Origin of the sequence: Plantactinospora sp. WMMC1484, assembly GCF_049315195.1 — a bacterium.
In the GTDB taxonomy this organism is placed as follows: domain Bacteria; phylum Actinomycetota; class Actinomycetes; order Mycobacteriales; family Micromonosporaceae; genus Plantactinospora.
In genome coordinates, this window is sequence record NZ_CP186055.1 from 6,363,883 (window position 1) to 6,380,431 (window position 16,549).

Sequence of the window (16,549 nt, forward strand, 5' to 3'; positions counted from 1 at the left end):
ATCACCGATTGGGAGTATCCGTGCCGGTTACCGCCAACCTCGCCAAGCTGGTCGACAAGGACTACCAGGACAAGAGCATGGCCGAACTCGCCGACGCCCCGGTCGCCGCGCTCGCCGGCGTCAGCGAGCGGGCCGCGACGCACCTCAAGGAGGCCCTCGGCATCAAGACCATCGGCGATCTCGGCCGCAGCCAGTACTTCCGCACCGCCAGCGCGATCGTCGCGCTCGCCGACGAAAAGTAGTCGACGCGGGGCCGGTGGACGGCCCGAGGCTATGCAGGGTCGCCAGCCGCGGTGCTGGCGACCCTGCGCTTCGTCGAACCGCAGGCCGCGATCGCTGCCAATCGCTCCACCGTCGACACCACCGGCTGGTCGCGCATTCCGTCCCTGCGGTCGCGGGCACCCGGTGGCCCGACGCAGGTCCCCGGCGTGCGGTCGCAACGCCGACTGTCCGACCTCTCGCCAGCCGGTATGCTCCGCCTGCGTTCGGCACCCGGGAGGTGGCGTGGAAGTCTTCCTCAGTTGGTCCGGCATCGAGACCCATCAGCTGGCGCTCCTGCTCCGCAAGTGGCTGCCGCAGGTCATCAACGAACTGGCGCCCTGGGTCTCCTCCGAGGACATCCAGAAGGGCGAGCTGTGGGACCGGGTGCTCACCGAAAAGCTCGGCGGCAACCAGGGGATCATCTGCGTCAGTCGGCGCAACATGCACTCCGCCTGGCTGAACTTCGAGGCCGGTGCACTGGCCAAGTCGGTTGGCCAGTCCGCGGTCCGTCCCCTCCTGCTGGACATCACGGCCACCGAGCTGCAGGGACCGCTCTCCCGCTTCCAGCTCACCCGTGCCGACGACCGCGACGAGATGCGCCGGCTGCTCCACTCGCTCAACCGGAGTTGTGCCCGACCGATCCGGGACGACCTGCTCGCCGAGACCTTCGGCAACGCCTGGCCAACCTACCTCGACGGAGTACGACAGATCGTCGACGTCGGTGCGGCAGGACCGGAGGTCGAGCCGCGCGGAGTCGACGACATCGTGGGCGAGGTGCTCGAACTGGTCCGGGACATCCACCGGAGCACCGTGGCCGGGGTCGGTTCGGTCAAGCCGGCGGACGACCGGTTGCCGAGAATCGACTTCGGTGGCCAGTCCCGCGACGGATGACCGAGCGAACCACGCCCCATACCGCGCAGGGCGAGAGCCTAGCTGCCGTGCAGGGCGAGGTAGGTGTCGATGCTGATGCCGCTGTCCCGGAGCCAGTCCGCCAGCTCGGCCAACCCGGCGGGAGCGTTCTGCAACGGTGCCGCGATCCGCGCCGCGTCGTCGCTGCCGAGACCCGAGAGCCGGCTCCGTAGGTAGAGCAGGCTCTCCTGCTCGGTGAAGCGGCCGACCTCGATGGCGGAGCCGTCCGCCCAGCTCGGGTCCCGCGTCGTGACCAGAACATGCCCGGGACCCGCCGGCAGGTAGGACTCGGTCTCCGCCCGCTCGCCGGCCTGGTCGAGGACCAGCAGCCAGCGAGAGTACGGCTTGCCGGCAGAGAGCGCGTCGAGCGCTGCACGCATCCGCTCCCCGGGTTCGTTGCCGGACGTTGCCGGCAGGCCGAGCCGGTCCGCGAGCAGCGCCAGTGATGCGGCGACTCCGTACGGCTGCCCGGCGGCGATCCACCACACCACGTCGTAGTCCGGACCGAAGCGGTACGCGTACTCCAGCGCCACCTGGGTTTTGCCCAGGTCCTCGGCACAGGTCAACACCTGATGCGCCGCCCGGCCGTCGTGGTCGAACCCGGAGCGCAACGCGTCGAGCACCGCCTGCCGGCCCACGAAGTGCGGATTGCGGGCCGGCGCCTCGAACACCGCCGGTGCCGAGAGCGGATACCGGAGCCTGGCAGAAACGGCGCCACCGGATTCTGCGGCGGTGCTCGCGGCGCCCTCCGGCGCGCTGGAATCGTCGGCCGCACGTGACCGCTCCGCATCGCCGGCCGGCGGTGGGCCGACCGTGGCGAGGATGAGGTCCCGCGCCTGCTCCGCCGAGCCCAGGTTCAACTCGACCGGTACGCGTTCGTCGAACGGTGCGGTGAGCACCACGCCGTCGATCCGCATCGGGAGGAGGAACCGTGGCGACGACTGCTCGCGGACGCTGGCCGCCGACCAGATCTCCGCAGCCGCCGGGCAGTCGAGGCAGGCAGCCGACACGAGCAGAAGGGTACGACCCACCCCGGTCAGCATGGCGCGGATTCCGTCGAAGTCCCGCGACAGCGGTTCGATCGGCAGCCGGATGACGTCGAGGCCGGCATCACGCACCTGGGCCGCCGCCCACTCGCCCCACATCTGGTCGGCGGTCGCGTGGCAGACGAGCACCGTCGGCGAATCCGCCGGCTTGGGCCGTTCGAACTCGCGCAACCAGCGCAGCCGCTCACCCTCGTCCATCGGGATCAACCCGCCGACCTGCCCCCCGCTCAACACCATGGTCAGCCGCTCGTACGCCGCCAGCAGCGAATCCGGCTGGCCCGGCGGATCACCGAACGGGGCCAGGATCTCCTCGTGTGCGTAGTCGGGAAAGTAGGGGATCTCGACGTTCTCCCAATAGTGGTTGAAGTCGTCGGCGGAGAGTTCGTCCATGAACGGCCCGAGCACCAGCCGCGCGTACGCCCGGCTCACGGTGACCTTCCGGGTGGTGCTCCGCTCCACCCGCATGGGCACCGGCATGATGCGGATCCGGCGTTCGCCGCCGTGGGTGGCGATGTAGCGGGCCACCGCGACCGCACCATCGATGCTCTGGGCGTTCATCGCGAAGCAGTTGACCACGATGTCGGGCATCAGGACCGTGCAGATGCCGGCGGTGTCGCTGAGCCCGGTACGGCTGTCGATCAGTACCACGTCGTAGTTGTCCAGCATGTCCTGCCGAAGCGCAGACAGGAACGCTCCGCCGCCCAGGCGGGCGTAGAAGTCGTCCCAGTCGAAGGTGCTGATCCGGTGGGAGTAGCCGTCGTCCTGCACCCCGGCAGGGAGGAAGTCGATCCCGCCGCCTCCGGGAAAGGTCCATTCCAGCGACGCGGGATAGTCGAGTACGTGCGCGTGCTCCCGCACCAGCTGCTCGGCCGAGGCGCCCAACCGCTCGGCGCCGCCCACCCGCTCCGACGCCGCCTCGGCGAAGAGGCAGATCATGTCGATGATGCCACGGGAGTGCCGCACCTTCTTGTCCAGGAGGAACGGGTGGAAGTACCTGTGCAACCCGGGTGCCTCCAGGTCCCAGTCCGCGACGAGCACCCGCAGCCCGTTGCTGGCCAGGATCCATGCGGTGTTCGCCACCGCCATCGACCGCCCGGTGCCACCCTTGTAGGAGTAGAAGGTGATGATCTGCGGGCGCCCGGCGCTCGAAGCGCTCATCTCCGAACCGCTCCCGGACATCGTCGCCGACCTCACGGGCCTTCCACGATCGGCCGCTGGGTCACCGGAAACCGGAGGCCCGGTCCCGCGCCCGCCGACCGCGCCCGGGCCGCCTCCAGCACCACCCGGAGTTCCTCCTCGAACGCCGCCGGGCTGAGGATGCTCGACCGGAACGACAGGTCGTCGCCGAGCACGACCTGTCTGGCGAAGACGCTCCGGACCGAATCCGACAGGTCCCGGGCGTACGCCTGGGTTTCCGGGTCCTGGTGGTTGCGCGGGATCAGCACGGTCAGCCCGCCACTCCACCCCGGCTCGCGATCGCTGTAACGGGCCAGGATCCGCCGGTACGAGGGAAGCTGCGTCGCCCAGGGATCGACGAGCAGGATCACCATCTCGCGGTCGCGTTTCCTCGGCTCCTCGGAGAGCTCCCCGGGCCGGTCCATCCGCGACTCGAATCCGTGGCGTCGGGCGACGGCGAGCGCGGTCGCACCGATCGGCTCGAGCGAGGCCGGCAGGTACGGTGTCCAATCGGCCGGCGAGGGGCCGTACCCGTCGAGGCGCTTGCGAACCGCCGCCGCCTCCGACCGGGTCGGCGCGACGACGACGAACCGGACCCGGTCGGGCCGCTCCGCCGGCCAGCGCTCGCCGGGCGCGAAGTCGGAGCTCGCGCTCCTCACGTCGTCGACGTTTCCCGCCGGCCTGCCGTGGAAGGCACTGCGCACGCGGAGGAAGTCGATCGGGTGCGGGTCGGGGGGCAGGGGTTGTCGTTCGTATGCTTCGGCGATCCGGTCGCTCAGGAAGCCGAGAAACTCCAGATAGCCGTCCTGGTGCCGGTGGAGGCGCAGCAGCTGCCGCAGGCCCTCCCTGCGGTAGGCGTCGGGCAGGTGCTCCTCGACGTACTGCTGCTGCGCGACGGCCGGCGGGACCACCCGGGGTGGCAGCCACAGGATCGGAAACAGGACGTCCGTCCGGTAGCCGCCGACCTGGATGTGCCGCTCCATCCGTTCGCTGAACGCCTGCCACTCCATGCCGCACATCTCGCTGGCGAGATATCGCGGAGAGAGCAGCGCCACGAAGGTTCGGGCCTCGGCGAGAGCCACCGCCAGTTGAGATGACCAGGGGGTGCCGAGCTGGATGCCGTGACTGTCGAGGAACCCGACCTCCTCGCCGGAGGGAAGTCCGAGCCTGGCACGCAGTTCGCTGGAAAGGTCCCGGAAGAACCGTTCGACGTAGGGATCGTCGTCGCCGCGGGCGTAGCTCAGAAAGAAGACCAGCACACGCCCTCCCATCCGCGACACCGCGCGGCAGGTAGCGAGTATATCGACCGGCCCGCTTTCGGGCCGCGCGTGCCACGGAGACACGCGCGGCCCGAGCCCGGTGCCCGGGGCTACGCCGCCAACGGCGCGGCGGACGGGACGATACGGTTCGGCGCCTGCGCCGTCACCAGATGCCGGGCGTACGCCTCGGTGGTGAAGAAGGCCGGCAGGTCGTCGCCGAGCGCGGTCCGGGCGAAGATCTCCGCCGCCTGCGCCACCCGCTCCCGCGCCCGTTCGGCGACCGGCCGCTCCGCGCCGGGGTTCGCCGCCTCCTCGGCCAGCTTCGCCACCTCCTCGGCCAGGATCGAGCGGACGAGTTCCCCGGTGACCCGGCCGCCCTCGGCCAGTGCGGTGCCGTGCTGGATCCACTGCCACACCTGGCAGCGGGCGATCTCGGCGGTCGCCGCGTCCTCCATCAGGTCGAAGATGGCGACCGCGCCGGTGCCGCCGAGCCAGGCGTCGAGGTAGCGCAGCGCCACCGCCACGTTGCCGCGCAGCCCCGCCCCGGTCACCCGGCCCGGCGTACGGTCGACGGCGAGCAGGTCGTCCGCGCCGACCGCGACCTCGGTGCGGAGCCGGTCGAGCTGGTGCGGCCGGTCGCCGAGCACGGCGTCGAAGGCGTCCCGGCAGATCCCGACCAGTCCCGGGTGGGCCACCCAGGAGCCGTCGAAGCCGTCGCCGGCCTCCCGCTCCTTGTCCGCCCGGACCTTGGTCAGTGCCACCCGGTTGACCTCCGGGTCCCGGCTCGGGATGGCGGCGGCCATCCCGCCGATCGCGTGCGCGCCGCGTCGGTGGCAGGTCCGGACCAGCAACTCGGTGTACGCCCGCATGAACGGCACCGTCATCGTCACGTCGCCCCGGTCCGGCAGCACGAAGTCGTCCCGCCACCCGAAGTTCTTGACGATGCTGAAGATGTAGTCCCACCGGCCGGCGTTCAGCCCGGCGCAGTGCTCGCGGAGCTCGTAGAGGATCTCCTCCATTTCGAAGGCGGCGGTGACGGTCTCGATCAGCACGGTGGCCCGGATGCTGCCCTGCGGGATGCCGAGCCAGTTCTGGGCGAACCGGAAGACGTCGTTCCAGAGCCGCGCCTCGCGGTGGCTCTCCAGCTTCGGCAGGTAGAAGTACGGGCCGCTGCCGGCGTCGAGCTGCCGCTGGGCACAGTGGAAGAAGTAGAGCCCGAAGTCGACCAGGCTGGCCGAGATGGCCCGGCCGTCGACCACGATGTGCTTCTCCACCAGGTGCCAGCCGCGCGGCCGGACCACGATGGTGGCGAGATCGTCGCCGAGGGCGTAGCGCTTGCCGCCCGGCGCGGTGAAGTCGATCCGCCGGTCGATCGCGTCGACCAGGTTGAGCTGGCCGCCGATGATGTTCTCCCAGGTCGGCGCGAGGGCGTCCTCGAAGTCGGCCAGCCACACCTTCGCCCCGGAGTTGAGCGCGTTCACCGTCATCTTCCGGTCGGTCGGGCCGGTGATCTCGACCCGCCGGTCGAGCAGGCCGGGTGCCGGCGGCGCCACCCGCCAGCTCGGGTCGGCCCGGATCGCCTCGGTCTCGGGGAGGAACCCGGGAAGCTGGCCGTCGGCGTAGCGGGCGCGGCGGGCCCGCCGGGTGTCCAGCAAGGCCACCCGGCGGGCCGCGAACTCGCTGTCGAGGGCGACCAGGAAGTCCAGCGCCTTGGGGCTGAGGATCTCGTCGTACCGCTCGTGCAGCGGTCCGGTGACGGTGACGCGCATCAGAACTGCTCCTCCTCGGTCGAGCCGCGCAGCGCGGTGGTCTCGGCGGCGGGGTTGAGCACCGTGCTGACCAGGTCGAAGTAGCCGGTGCCGACCTCGCGCTGGTGCTTGACGGCCGTGTAGCCGTACGCCTCGGCGGCGAATTCCCGCTCCTGCAACGACACGTACGCCGGCATCCCGTCGGCGGCGTAACCCCGGGCCAGGTCGAACATGGAGTAGTTCAGCGCGTGGAACCCGGCCAGCGTGATGAACTGGAACCGGTATCCCATGTGCCCGAGTTCCCGTTGGAACTTGGCGATGGTGGCGTCGTCGAGGTGCTTGCGCCAGTTGAACGACGGCGAGCAGTTGTAGGCCAGCATCTGGTCCGGGTAGACCGCCTTGATCTCCTCGGCGAACCGGCGGGCCAGCTCCAGGTCCGGGGTGCCGGTCTCCATCCAGAGCAGGTCGGCGTAAGGCGCGTAGGCGAGTCCTCGGGCGACGCAGGGCTGCAGCCCGTTGCGGACCCGGTAGAAGCCCTCGGCGGTCCGCTCTCCGGTGACGAAGGGCCGGTCCCGCTCGTCGACGTCGGTGGTGAGCAGCGTCGCCGCCTGCGCGTCGGTCCGGGCGATGATCACCGAGGGGACCCCCGCCACGTCCGCCGCCAGCCTGGCGGCGTTGAGGGTCCGGACGTGCTGTCCGGTCGGCACCAGCACCTTGCCGCCGAGGTGGCCGCACTTCTTCTCCGAGGCGAGCTGGTCCTCCCAGTGCACCCCGGCGGCGCCCGCCGCGATCATCGCGCTCATCAACTCGTACGCGTTGAGCGGCCCGCCGAAGCCGGCCTCCGCGTCGGCGACGATCGGGGCGAGCCAGTCGATCCCGCCGCCTTCGCCGTCGTCGCCGTCCTCGGCCCGGCTGCCGGTATCGCCGCCGCCCGGCCCCTCTGCGGTCTCGATCTGACCGGCGCGCAGCAGCGCGTTGTTGATCCGCCGCACCACCGCCGGCACCGAGTTGGCCGGATAGAGGCTCTGGTCCGGGTAGGTCTGCCCGGAGAGGTTGGCGTCGGCGGCGACCTGCCAGCCGGAGAGGTAGATCGCCTTCAGCCCGGCCCGGACCATCTGCACCGCCTGGTTGCCGGTGAGCGCGCCGAGCGCGGGGACGAAGTCCTCCTCGTGCAGCAGCGTCCAGAGCCGCCGGGCGCCCCGGTCGGCGAGGGTGTGCTGTTCCTGCACCACACCGCGCAGCCGGACGACCTCGTCCGCGCCGTAGACCCGCTCGACGCCGGACCAGCGCGGGTCGCTGGCCCATTCGGTACGCAACTGCTCCGCCGGGGTGCCCATGGGATTCTCCTCGTCGATTCGCTTGGATAGTCTGCAATCAGCCGTCCATCAGGACATGCCGAAACCATGACACGGCCGCGATTGACGGGTCGAGGCACGGAAAAAGCCAATTCTTGTAAACTCCATGCCGCATTTTGCGAAGTTGCGAATTAGCCGGTTCACAGACGTGTTAATGTGGCCGGGTCCGGGCGGAGGGAGGAGGCGCCGTGACGAAGACGTTCGCGGGCGGCCGGCTGCGCCGGTTACGCGAGGAGCACGGCGTCAGCCAGATCGAGCTGGCCCGGCAGCTCGGCATCTCCCCCAGCTACCTCAACCAGATCGAGCACGACTCGCGCCCGCTCACCGTCCCGGTGCTGATCCGGATCACCGAGGTCTTCGGCGTCGACACCGCCTACTTCGCGCCGCACGACACCCCCCGACTCGTCGCCGAGCTGCGCGAGGCGCTGCCCAGCCGGGCCAGCCTGCCCGACCTGACCGAGCTGGCCGGCAAGCTGCCGGAGGTGGCCGAGGCGGTGATCGACCTCTATCGCCGCTACCGGCAGGCCAACGACCAGCTCGCCGAGGTGGCCGGCGACCGCGACCTCCTCCCCGGCCGCAGCCCGCACGACCAGGTCAGCGACTTCTTCTACCGCCGGCAGAACTACATCCCGGAGCTGGACGAGGGGGCCGAGGCACTGGCCGCCGAGATCGGGATCCGCCGGGGCGAGACCCGGGCCGCGCTCAACGACCGGCTGGCCGTGCGGCACGGCATCCGGATCGTCCGACAGGACACCGACTCGCTCGCCGGCGATCTGCACCGCTACCGGCCGCAGACCCGCACGCTGCACCTGTCGACGTCGCTGCGGTCAGGCCAGGAAGCCATCCGGATGGGCGCCCAGATCGCGCTGCTGGAATTCGCCGACGTCATCGACGAAATCATCGAGGAGGAGAAATTCGCCGACCTGCAGACCCAGATCCTGATGCGGGTCGGCTTGGCAAACTATTTCGCCGCCGCACTCGTCCTGCCCTACCGGGAATTTCTCGACGCCGCCGAGACGATGCGCTACGACATCGAACTGCTCACCGACCACTTCGTGATGGGCTGGGAGAGCGTCTGCCACCGCCTCAGCACCCTGCAACGACCTCGGGCGCGCGGCGTGCCCTTCTCCTTCGTCCGGGTGGACCGGGCCGGCAACATGTCCAAACGACAGTCGGCGACCGGCTTCCCCTTCTCCCGCTCCGGCGGCACGTGTCCGCTGTGGAACGTCTACGAGGCGTTCGGCGCGCCCGGCCGGGTGATGACACAGGTGGCGGCGATGCCGGACGGTCAGCGCTACCTCTGGATCGCCCGTACGGTCACCCGGCACCACGGCGGCTACGGCCAGCCCGGCAAGACCTTCGCGATCGGGCTGGGCTGCGAGACCCGGCACGCCGGCCGGCTCGTCTACTCCGCCGGGATGGACCTGCAGGCGACCGAGGCGGCCACCCCGATCGGGCCGGGCTGCAAGACCTGCGAGCGGATGACCTGCCCGCAGCGGGCCGCGCAGCCGATCGGCCGGCAACTCGACCTCGACGAGAACCGCAGCACCTTCATCCCCTACCCGCTCCGCGGGCAGGAGACGCAGTAGACAGTCCACAAACGATGATCCGCGGCTCGGGAAACTGCTCACCGTAACGGATCGCTAGTCACAGCGTGAGCGCTCGGCCCACCTTACGTCACATGGATGACACTAGGTGGACGACCCCGGCGCCGCTGCGGACTCTTGGCCGTAGTCGACCGAGACCGGCATGGTGCACCGGCAGCGGATCGGCTGGTCCGCGCCGATCGCGGACGTTCACGGGGGGATCGGGTCCGGCGGACGCACACGTCGTCGTCGTGCGTACGCGCCGGTCGCGCACGCATGTTCCTCCCCGTCAGCCGACTCCGTACCGGGTGCCGGTCACCACGAGGGAGGAACGACGAATGAAGCGGCACATGCGGGAGGACTACCTCGTCGAGGGCGAGGGCCTGCTCGGCTTCGACGACAGGCACGAACCGACGACCCGGCGCCCGTCGACAACCGCCGAACTGCGCAAGTTCCGGTTCTCCCGGCTCGGCCCGCAGGGTCAGGCGCCCGCCGAGACCACCCGTGCGGCACTGGCCGAGGCGATGGTCAGCGGCCCGTCGGCCGACTCGGCGGACCCGGCGGTTCCCGCCGGCTACACCTACCTCGGCCAGTTCGTGGACCACGACCTGACCATGGACAACACCGCCGCGGCGCTGGGCGAGGAGGTCTCCGTCGAGGAACTGCTCCAGGGCCGTTCCCCGGCACTCGACCTGGACTCGCTCTACGGGCGGGGGCCCGACGACCGGACCGACCGGGTCTTCTACACCGCCGACGGCGTACACCTCAAGGTGGGCCGGACCGCCGCGGTGGCCGGCGACGACGCCACCAACCAGGACCGGGACGGTTTCGACCTGCCCCGTTCCGGGCTCGGGTCGAGCAAGCGGGAGCGGCGGGCGGCGCTGATCCCCGACGCCCGCAACGACGAGAACCTGGCGGTCGCCCAGACCCACCTGGCGTTCATCCGGTTCCACAACCGGGTGGTCGACCAGTTGGCCTCCGGCGGGCTCTCCGGCACGGCGCTGTTCCGGGCCGCCCGCTCTGTTGTGGTGAAGCACTACCAGTGGATGCTGGTGACCGACCTCCTGCCCCGGATCGCCTCGCCGGAGATCGTCGACGAGGTCTTCGGCCGGGGCCGCCGCTTCTTCGAGGTCTCCCCCGGCTACGGCCGGCGGCAGCGCCGCGACCGGACCGTGCAGCCGGGCGACCGGCCGACGATGCCGATCGAGTTCTCCGTGGCGGCGTACCGGCTCGGGCACAGCATGATCCGCGAGGAGTACGACTGGAACCGCGTCTTCAACACCTCCGGCGCGCCCGGCGTGCTGGCGCCCGGCACCCTGGAGCTGCTCTTCCAGTTCTCCGGCACCAGCGGCATCCTCTCCCCCGACGGCGACATCGCCGATCCCGAGTCCGGTTCCTTCGAGCGGCTGCCGACCAACTGGATCGCCGACTTCCGCCGCCTCTACGACTTCACCGAGGCCGGCCGGGACGACCTGGTCGCGCTCGTCGCCGAGGCTGGCGAGGCCACTGCGGCCGGCGAGGCCACTGCGGCCGGCGAGGCCACTGCGGCGGATACGGAGCGGCAGCCGCAGCGGCAGCTCAACCTCACCCGGCGGATCGACACCAGCCTGGTGGACCCGCTGCGCAACCTGCCACCCGGCTCGTTCGGCGGCGGCACCGGCACCCCGGCGATCGAGCTGAACCTCGCCTTCCGCAACCTCACCCGCGCGATGATGGTGCGGCTGGCCAGCGGTCAACAGATGGCCCAGCTCTTCGACCTGGTGCCGCTCAAGCCCGACGAGATTCTCGGCGGCCTCGACGGCGCCGTCCTGGACGGCCTGACCGACGAGCAGAAGGTCGAACTGACCACGCACACGCCGCTCTGGTTCTACATTCTCCGCGAGGCGGAATTCAACGGCGGCCGGCTCGACGGCGTCGGCGCACGGATCGTCGCCGAGGTCTTCCACCGGGCCATCGAGGGGAGCCGGATCTCGATCCTCCGCGACCCGACGTGGCGGCCGACGCTCGGCCCCGACCAGGAGACGTTCCGGATGGTCGACCTGCTCCTCTACGCCTTCGAGGGCAGCGCCGACCTGCTCAACCCGCTCGGCTAGGTGTTAGGAAGGGCCCCCGCTACAACAGAAAACGATAAGCGGGGGCCCTTCCTTACTACCAGGTGCCGGCGCGGCGGTCCCGCCAGGCCCGGCCGTCCGGGTCGTAGACCAGGCGGTACGCCGGTACCGCCCAGAGCCGCTGGTGCCATGGCAGCCGGCCCGTCTCGTGCGGGACGAGCCGTCCGGGTGGTCGGGGTCCGCGCCGGTCACCCGCGTGCCAGTCCCGCAGCGTGTTCGCGGCCTCGTCGACGGCGCGGATCGCCGATGCCGGGTCGAGGAGATCGTCGTCGCCGCCGGGCGGACGGTCGAGGTGTTCGCGGAGCAGCGCCAGGCGCAGGTCGCGGGCGAAACGGCGGGCGCCGTCGCCGAGGCCGGCCGGGTCGAGGGGCTCCCGCTCGTCGGGGGTGTCGTCGAGTACGGCGCAGGAGAGTTCGCTGTCGTGGGTCCAGGAGCGGCGGTTGAAGTTGTCGCTGCCGACGCTGCACCAGACGTCGTCCACCACACAGACCTTGGCGTGTACGTAGACCGGGGTGCCAACGTGGTTCTCGACGTCGTACACGTGCACCCGGTCGGGGGCGACCGCACGGCACAGCGCGACCGCCTGCTCCCGGCCGACCTGGTTGGGCGGCAGGGCCAGCCGGCCGTCCACGTCCGGGTGCCGGGGCACGACGGCGATCAGGTGCAGGTCGGGGTTGTCGCGCAGCGCGTCGGCGAAGAGCGTCGCCACCTCCCGGGACCAGAGATACTGGTCCTCCAGATAGATCAGCCGCCGGGCCCGCTCGATCGCCTTGGTGTAGCCCCGGGCGACCGACTGCTCGCCCAGCCTCGCGAAGCTGTAGGCCGGTTTCATCGCTGGATAGGTCCGGAGTACCTGGATCCGGTGCGGCCCGCAGGGCGGTGGGTCGGGCGGCTGCGGCGGGAGCGGTTCGGCGTGCAGATCGGCACCGCGCAGCCGGTCACGTACGGTGCTGATCGGCCCGTACTGGTCCAGCGGGGCCGGGTCGGTCCAGCGTTCCCGGAAGGTCAGGTCGAGCGCCTCGACGACCGGCCCGCGCACCGCGAGCTGCACGTCGTGCCAGGGCGGATTGTCGCCGTACGCCCTGGCCATCCGCACCGCCTGGGGGTCGCCGCGATGCTCGGCGTCGTCGCGCCGGCTGTGGCACAGGTCGATGCCGCCGGCGAAGGCGACGTCCCGCTCCGGCCGGCCCGGGTGCCGGAGTACGACGAGCTTCTGGTGGTGTGAGCCACCGCGCCGGACCCGGTGGTCGAGCAGCACCTCGCCGCCGGCCTCACCCACCTCCCTGCCGAGGTGCCGGTTCTCCTCCTGGCTGTAGGTGAACCTGTCGAGGTGCGAGCGCCAGACCAGACCCTTGACGACGACACCGCGCCGGGCGGCGTCGCCGAGCAGCTCGGCGATGGTCGGGCCGCCGTCGCGCATCCGTTCGTCCGGGTCGCCCCGCCAGTCGGTGAAGAAGACGTGGTCGCCCTCGTCCAGCGCCTGGATCTCGGCGGTCAGCCGGTCGAAGTAGGCGGCGCCGTGGATCAGGGGCTCGGCGAGGTTGCCCTCCGTCCAGGCGGGGATGGCGGAGTCGGGGTTGTCCCGCTCCGCCCCGCTGAGAAACCAGTCCTGAACAGGCACGCGACACCTTCCGGTAGGGCGATCACCTCACGGTAGGACGGACGTGGCAGCCCTGCATCCCGTACGCCGGTGCTGTCGCGGTGCGCCGCCATCCCGGCTACCGCCCGGTCCGGTACGCGCGGAGGAAGACCCGCACGCCCTCGACGATGATCGGACCGACCCGGGGATCTTCCGCCGCGTTCGCCGAGCGGAGCCGGTTCAGCGCGACACCGAAGGTCAGCGCGATGAACTGGTCGGCCGCGAGTCGCGGGTCGGCGAGGTCGAGCAGTCCGGCGCGGGCGAGGGTGCCGAGCCGTTCGGCGAGAGCCTCTTCCGGCGCGTTCTCGATCTCGTACCGGTCGAGCTTCGCCAACTGGCCGGAGTCGGCCCGGGCCAGTCGCTCGAGCGTGGCGTACTCCGGCGAGCCGAGCATCTCGGTCGAGATCCGCATCGCGAACGCGACCAGGGCCTCCTCCAGCCCGGCGGCGTCGACCGCGACGAGCGTCTCGTCGAGGGTACGCCGGATGGTGGCGACCATCGACCGCCCGACCGCCTCCACCACGGCGTTGAGCAGGGTGACCTTGTCGCCGAAGTAGTCGTAGACGGTCCGCTTGGAGACCCCGGCGCGGGCGGCGAGCGCATCCACGCTGGTCCGGTCGAAGCCGTCGGAGAGGAACAGCTCCCGGGCCGCCGCGACGATGGCGGCCCGCTTCGGCGTCGCGCCCTCTCGCAGCGTCCTCGCGCTCGGCATGTGCTGATCGTACCCGTACTACACTGCACGGTGTAGTGTATTGATTGGGGCTCACGAGAGGCGGTCACCGATGCAGGTCCTGATCTCCGGCGCGAGCATCGCCGGGCCCACCCTCGCCTACTGGCTGCACCACCACGGCTTCGAGGTGACCGTGGTGGAGAAGGCGCCGGCGGTGCGCGGCGGCGGCTATCCGATCGACGTCCGGGGGACCGCCCTCGGCGTGCTGGACCGGATGGGCGTGCTGCCCCAGGTCCGGGCCGCGCACATCGACACCCGACGGCTCAGCTTCGTCGGCCCGGACGGCCGGACGGTCGGTGTGCTGCGCCCGGAGGCGCTCACCGGCGGCGTCGAGGGTCGCGATCTCGAACTTCCACGCGGTCACCTGGCCGCCGTGCTGCACGCCGCCGTACGGGACGACGTGGAATTCGTCTTCGACGACTCGATCGCGGCTCTGCGCAGCCACGACAAGGGCGTCGAGGTGACCTTCCGGAGCGGCCGGCAGCGCGACTTCGGTCTGGTCTTCGGCGCCGACGGGCTGCACTCCAACACCCGGCGCCTCGCCTTCGGCCCCGAGGAGCAGTTCGTCCGCTACCTCGGCTACTGCTTCGCCGGCTTCACCCTGCCGAACGATCTCGGACTGGCCCACGAGGGCATCAGCTACAGCGCACCGGGACGGATGGCCACCATGTACGCCCCCGGCTGCACCGACACGCTGCACGGCTTCCTGATGACCGCCCGGCCGGAGCCTCCGCTCGCCGAACTCGGCGACGTCGACGCGCAGCGCGACCTGATGGCGCGGGTGTTCGCCGGGGACCGCTGGCAGGTGCCCCGGCTGCTCGACGCCATGCGCACCGCCGACGACGTGTTCTTCGACGTCGTCAGTCAGATCCACCTGCCACGGTGGTCGCACGGGCGGGTCGCGCTGGTCGGCGACGCCGCGTACGCGCCGAGCTTCTTCTCCGGGCAGGGCACCAGCACCGCGCTGGTCGGCGCGTACGTGCTGGCGGGCGAACTCGCCGGGCGCGCCGACCACACCGAGGCGTTCGCCGCGTACGAACGGATCACCCGACCGTTCGTCAAGGTCAACCAGGCGCTCGCCGACAACGGCGGGCGTACCCTGGCCCCGACCACCGCCGCCGGGTTGTGGCTGCGCAACCGGGCGTTCCGGATCGCACCCCTGATCGCCCGGACCGGGCTGCTGGCGCGCTCCGCCCGGCGTGCCACCACCGCGCTGGCGCTGCCCTCCTATCCCGACCCGGTCACCCGGTGAGCGGAGTGCTGATCGGGGTGGCGGGGCCGGTGGCACCCCGCTCAGTCGAGCGGCACGCTGCCCAGTACGTCGGTGGTCGGCCGCGCCGAGCCCGTGGCCGGCTCGACGGTCACCGCGACCGCGTCCGAGCCCGACATCCCGGTCAGCACCACCGTGTCGTCGCCGGTCCCGGCGGCCAGCACGCCGGCCGGTCGTGGCGTCGACCCCTCCACCAGCCACAGGTGGTAGGCCCGGTCGTCGGGCACCCGTGGCGCACCGGCCAGCAACACCACTGCGGTGTCCCCGGCCGGGGAGCGAAAGACGGAGAGCCGGCCACCTCCGGCGAGCCCCTCCCGGCCCACGACCAGATCCGGCGCGTCGAGGATGTCCCGTACCCGCTCCAGCTCGGCCCGGGCGGCGACCGTGGCCGCCCGCTCGTCGTGGACCCGCTGCTGCTGCACCAGATAGCCGGTCACTCCGGCGGCCACCGCCAGGACCGCGGCGGCGACCGCCCCGGCGGTGACGGCACGCCACCGGGAGAGTGCGCTCCGGCCGTCCCGGCCCGACAGCCGTCCCGGCCGGTCCTGACGGGTCCGGGAGACCTGGGCCAGCACCTCGGTCCGCAGCCGGGGCGGCGGCACCGACCAGGCGCCGTCGGTCAACCGGGCGGCGGTCTCCCGCAGCTCACCCACCTCTGCGGCGCAGGAGTCGCAGTCGGCCAGGTGGCGGTCGAAGGCGGCCCGTTCGAGATCGTCGACGGCGTCCAGCACGTACGCCCCGACCAGGGTGTGGATGTCGCTCACCGGGTCGCCTCCTCGACCCCGAGAACGCCGAGACAGTCCCGCAGCCGGATCAGCCCGTCCCGCATCCGGGTCTTCACCGTCGGCAGCGCGGCACCCAGCAACTCGGCGACCTCCCGGTAGGTGTGGCCGGCGTAGTAGGCGAGGGTGATCGCCTCGCGTTGCAGGTCGGTCAGGTCACGCAGGCAGCGCCGTACCTGCTGCTGTTCCAGGCGGCGGGCGGCCTGCTCGGGCACCTCGTCGTAGGACGTCTCGGCCGGACTCGTGCCGACCCGGAGCTGGCGCTCGGCGCTGGCCTGCTCCGCGCGGACCCGGTCCACCGCCCGACGGTGCGCGATCGTGCAGATCCAGCTCGCCGCCGAGCCCCGGGCCGGGTCGAACCGGGGCGCCGTCCGCCACACCTCGACCAGCACCTCCTGGGCCACCTCCTCGGCCTGGGCCGGATCCCGCAGCACCCGGCGGACCAGGCCGTACACCCGGGGGGCCATCAGGTCGTAGAGCCGGGCGAACGCCGCCTCGTCACCGAGGGCGACCGCGCGCAGCAACCCGTTCGCCTCGGCGCGTCCGTCCACATCGGCCGCTGTCCCGTCCACCGGGGCCCGTCCGGTTGCGGGGCCGGCCGCCGGCACCGCCGCGAGATGGTCCGGCCGGCGCGGTGTGCCGCTGGATTCCGTCATGGCCTCAGCCTTCCATCGGTG

General features: G+C 71.5%; 13 protein-coding genes. 5 read left to right on the top strand and 8 right to left on the bottom strand.

From position 1 onward, the window contains the following. Positions 1–20: 20 nt before the first annotated feature. On the top strand, positions 21–242 hold the full coding sequence (locus tag ACN28C_RS27370) for a hypothetical protein (RefSeq protein WP_421492021.1): 222 nt from the start codon (positions 21–23) through the stop codon (positions 240–242). 262 nt (positions 243–504) lie between these two features. Next, on the top strand, positions 505–1,152 hold the full coding sequence (locus ACN28C_RS27375) for a hypothetical protein (RefSeq protein ID WP_422770389.1): 648 nt from the start codon (positions 505–507) through the stop codon (positions 1,150–1,152). 38 nt (positions 1,153–1,190) lie between these two features. On the opposite strand, the gene ACN28C_RS27380 is transcribed toward ACN28C_RS27375, so the two are convergent. From ACN28C_RS27380 to aceA, 4 genes are all read right to left on the bottom strand, one after another. Then, on the bottom strand, positions 1,191–3,374 hold the full coding sequence (locus ACN28C_RS27380; protein WP_422770390.1) for a KGGVGR-motif variant AAA ATPase: 2,184 nt from the start codon (positions 3,372–3,374) through the stop codon (positions 1,191–1,193). 32 nt (positions 3,375–3,406) lie between these two features. Then, complete coding sequence (locus tag ACN28C_RS27385) at positions 3,407–4,663, bottom strand: TIR-like protein FxsC (protein WP_422770391.1); 1,257 nt, start codon at positions 4,661–4,663, stop codon at positions 3,407–3,409. A 98-nt stretch (positions 4,664–4,761) separates the two neighbouring features. Then, positions 4,762–6,420 carry a malate synthase A gene (aceB, locus tag ACN28C_RS27390; protein WP_422770392.1) on the bottom strand — a complete coding sequence of 553 codons (1,659 nt, stop codon included), beginning with the start codon at positions 6,418–6,420 and terminating at the stop codon, positions 4,762–4,764. Beyond that, on the bottom strand, positions 6,420–7,736 hold the full coding sequence (gene aceA, locus ACN28C_RS27395) for an isocitrate lyase (RefSeq protein ID WP_422770393.1): 1,317 nt from the start codon (positions 7,734–7,736) through the stop codon (positions 6,420–6,422). The genes aceB and aceA overlap by 1 nt, the downstream gene beginning before the upstream one ends. 206 nt (positions 7,737–7,942) lie before the next feature. Between aceA and ACN28C_RS27400 the strand changes: the two genes are divergently transcribed. Further along, the gene (locus tag ACN28C_RS27400; protein WP_422770394.1) at positions 7,943–9,343 is read left to right on the top strand and encodes a short-chain fatty acyl-CoA regulator family protein; all 1,401 of its coding nucleotides are present in this window, start codon (positions 7,943–7,945) and stop codon (positions 9,341–9,343) included. Positions 9,344–9,678: 335 nt separating this feature from the next. Further along, a complete protein-coding gene (locus ACN28C_RS27405; RefSeq protein WP_422770395.1) occupies positions 9,679–11,433 on the top strand; it encodes a peroxidase family protein in 1,755 nt (584 codons plus the stop codon). Between the two features lie 55 nt (positions 11,434–11,488). Here ACN28C_RS27405 and ACN28C_RS27410 read toward each other — a convergent pair whose 3' ends face one another. Further along, positions 11,489–13,072, bottom strand: a complete 1,584-nt coding sequence (locus ACN28C_RS27410; RefSeq protein WP_422770396.1) for a phospholipase D family protein — start codon at positions 13,070–13,072, stop codon at positions 11,489–11,491. Positions 13,073–13,169: 97 nt separating this feature from the next. Beyond that, a complete protein-coding gene (locus ACN28C_RS27415) occupies positions 13,170–13,802 on the bottom strand; it encodes a TetR/AcrR family transcriptional regulator (protein WP_422770397.1) in 633 nt (210 codons plus the stop codon). Between the two features lie 70 nt (positions 13,803–13,872). On the opposite strand from ACN28C_RS27415, the gene ACN28C_RS27420 reads away from it, so the two are divergent. Next, on the top strand, positions 13,873–15,072 hold the full coding sequence (locus tag ACN28C_RS27420; RefSeq protein WP_422770398.1) for an FAD-dependent monooxygenase: 1,200 nt from the start codon (positions 13,873–13,875) through the stop codon (positions 15,070–15,072). 41 nt (positions 15,073–15,113) lie between these two features. Here ACN28C_RS27420 and ACN28C_RS27425 read toward each other — a convergent pair whose 3' ends face one another. Both ACN28C_RS27425 and sigK read right to left on the bottom strand, forming a co-directional pair. Further along, positions 15,114–15,854, bottom strand: coding sequence for an anti-sigma factor (locus ACN28C_RS27425; RefSeq protein ID WP_422770399.1), 741 nt, complete (start codon positions 15,852–15,854; stop codon positions 15,114–15,116). Beyond that, positions 15,851–16,528, bottom strand: coding sequence for an ECF RNA polymerase sigma factor SigK (gene sigK / locus ACN28C_RS27430; RefSeq protein ID WP_422770400.1), 678 nt, complete (start codon positions 16,526–16,528; stop codon positions 15,851–15,853). Before sigK ends, ACN28C_RS27425 begins: the two co-directional genes overlap by 4 nt. Positions 16,529–16,549 lie beyond the last annotated feature (21 nt).

Coding starts and splice junctions, on each gene's coding strand:
- ACN28C_RS27405 (WP_422770395.1), top strand. CDS start 9,679: ATGAAGCGGCACATGCGGGAGGACTACCTCGTCGAGGGCGAGGGCCTG.
- aceB (WP_422770392.1), bottom strand. CDS start 6,420: ATGCGCGTCACCGTCACCGGACCGCTGCACGAGCGGTACGACGAGATC.
- aceA (WP_422770393.1), bottom strand. CDS start 7,736: ATGGGCACCCCGGCGGAGCAGTTGCGTACCGAATGGGCCAGCGACCCG.
- ACN28C_RS27420 (WP_422770398.1), top strand. CDS start 13,873: ATGCAGGTCCTGATCTCCGGCGCGAGCATCGCCGGGCCCACCCTCGCC.
- ACN28C_RS27385 (WP_422770391.1), bottom strand. CDS start 4,663: ATGGGAGGGCGTGTGCTGGTCTTCTTTCTGAGCTACGCCCGCGGCGAC.
- ACN28C_RS27415 (WP_422770397.1), bottom strand. CDS start 13,802: ATGCCGAGCGCGAGGACGCTGCGAGAGGGCGCGACGCCGAAGCGGGCC.
- sigK (WP_422770400.1), bottom strand. CDS start 16,528: ATGACGGAATCCAGCGGCACACCGCGCCGGCCGGACCATCTCGCGGCG.
- ACN28C_RS27380 (WP_422770390.1), bottom strand. CDS start 3,374: ATGAGCGCTTCGAGCGCCGGGCGCCCGCAGATCATCACCTTCTACTCC.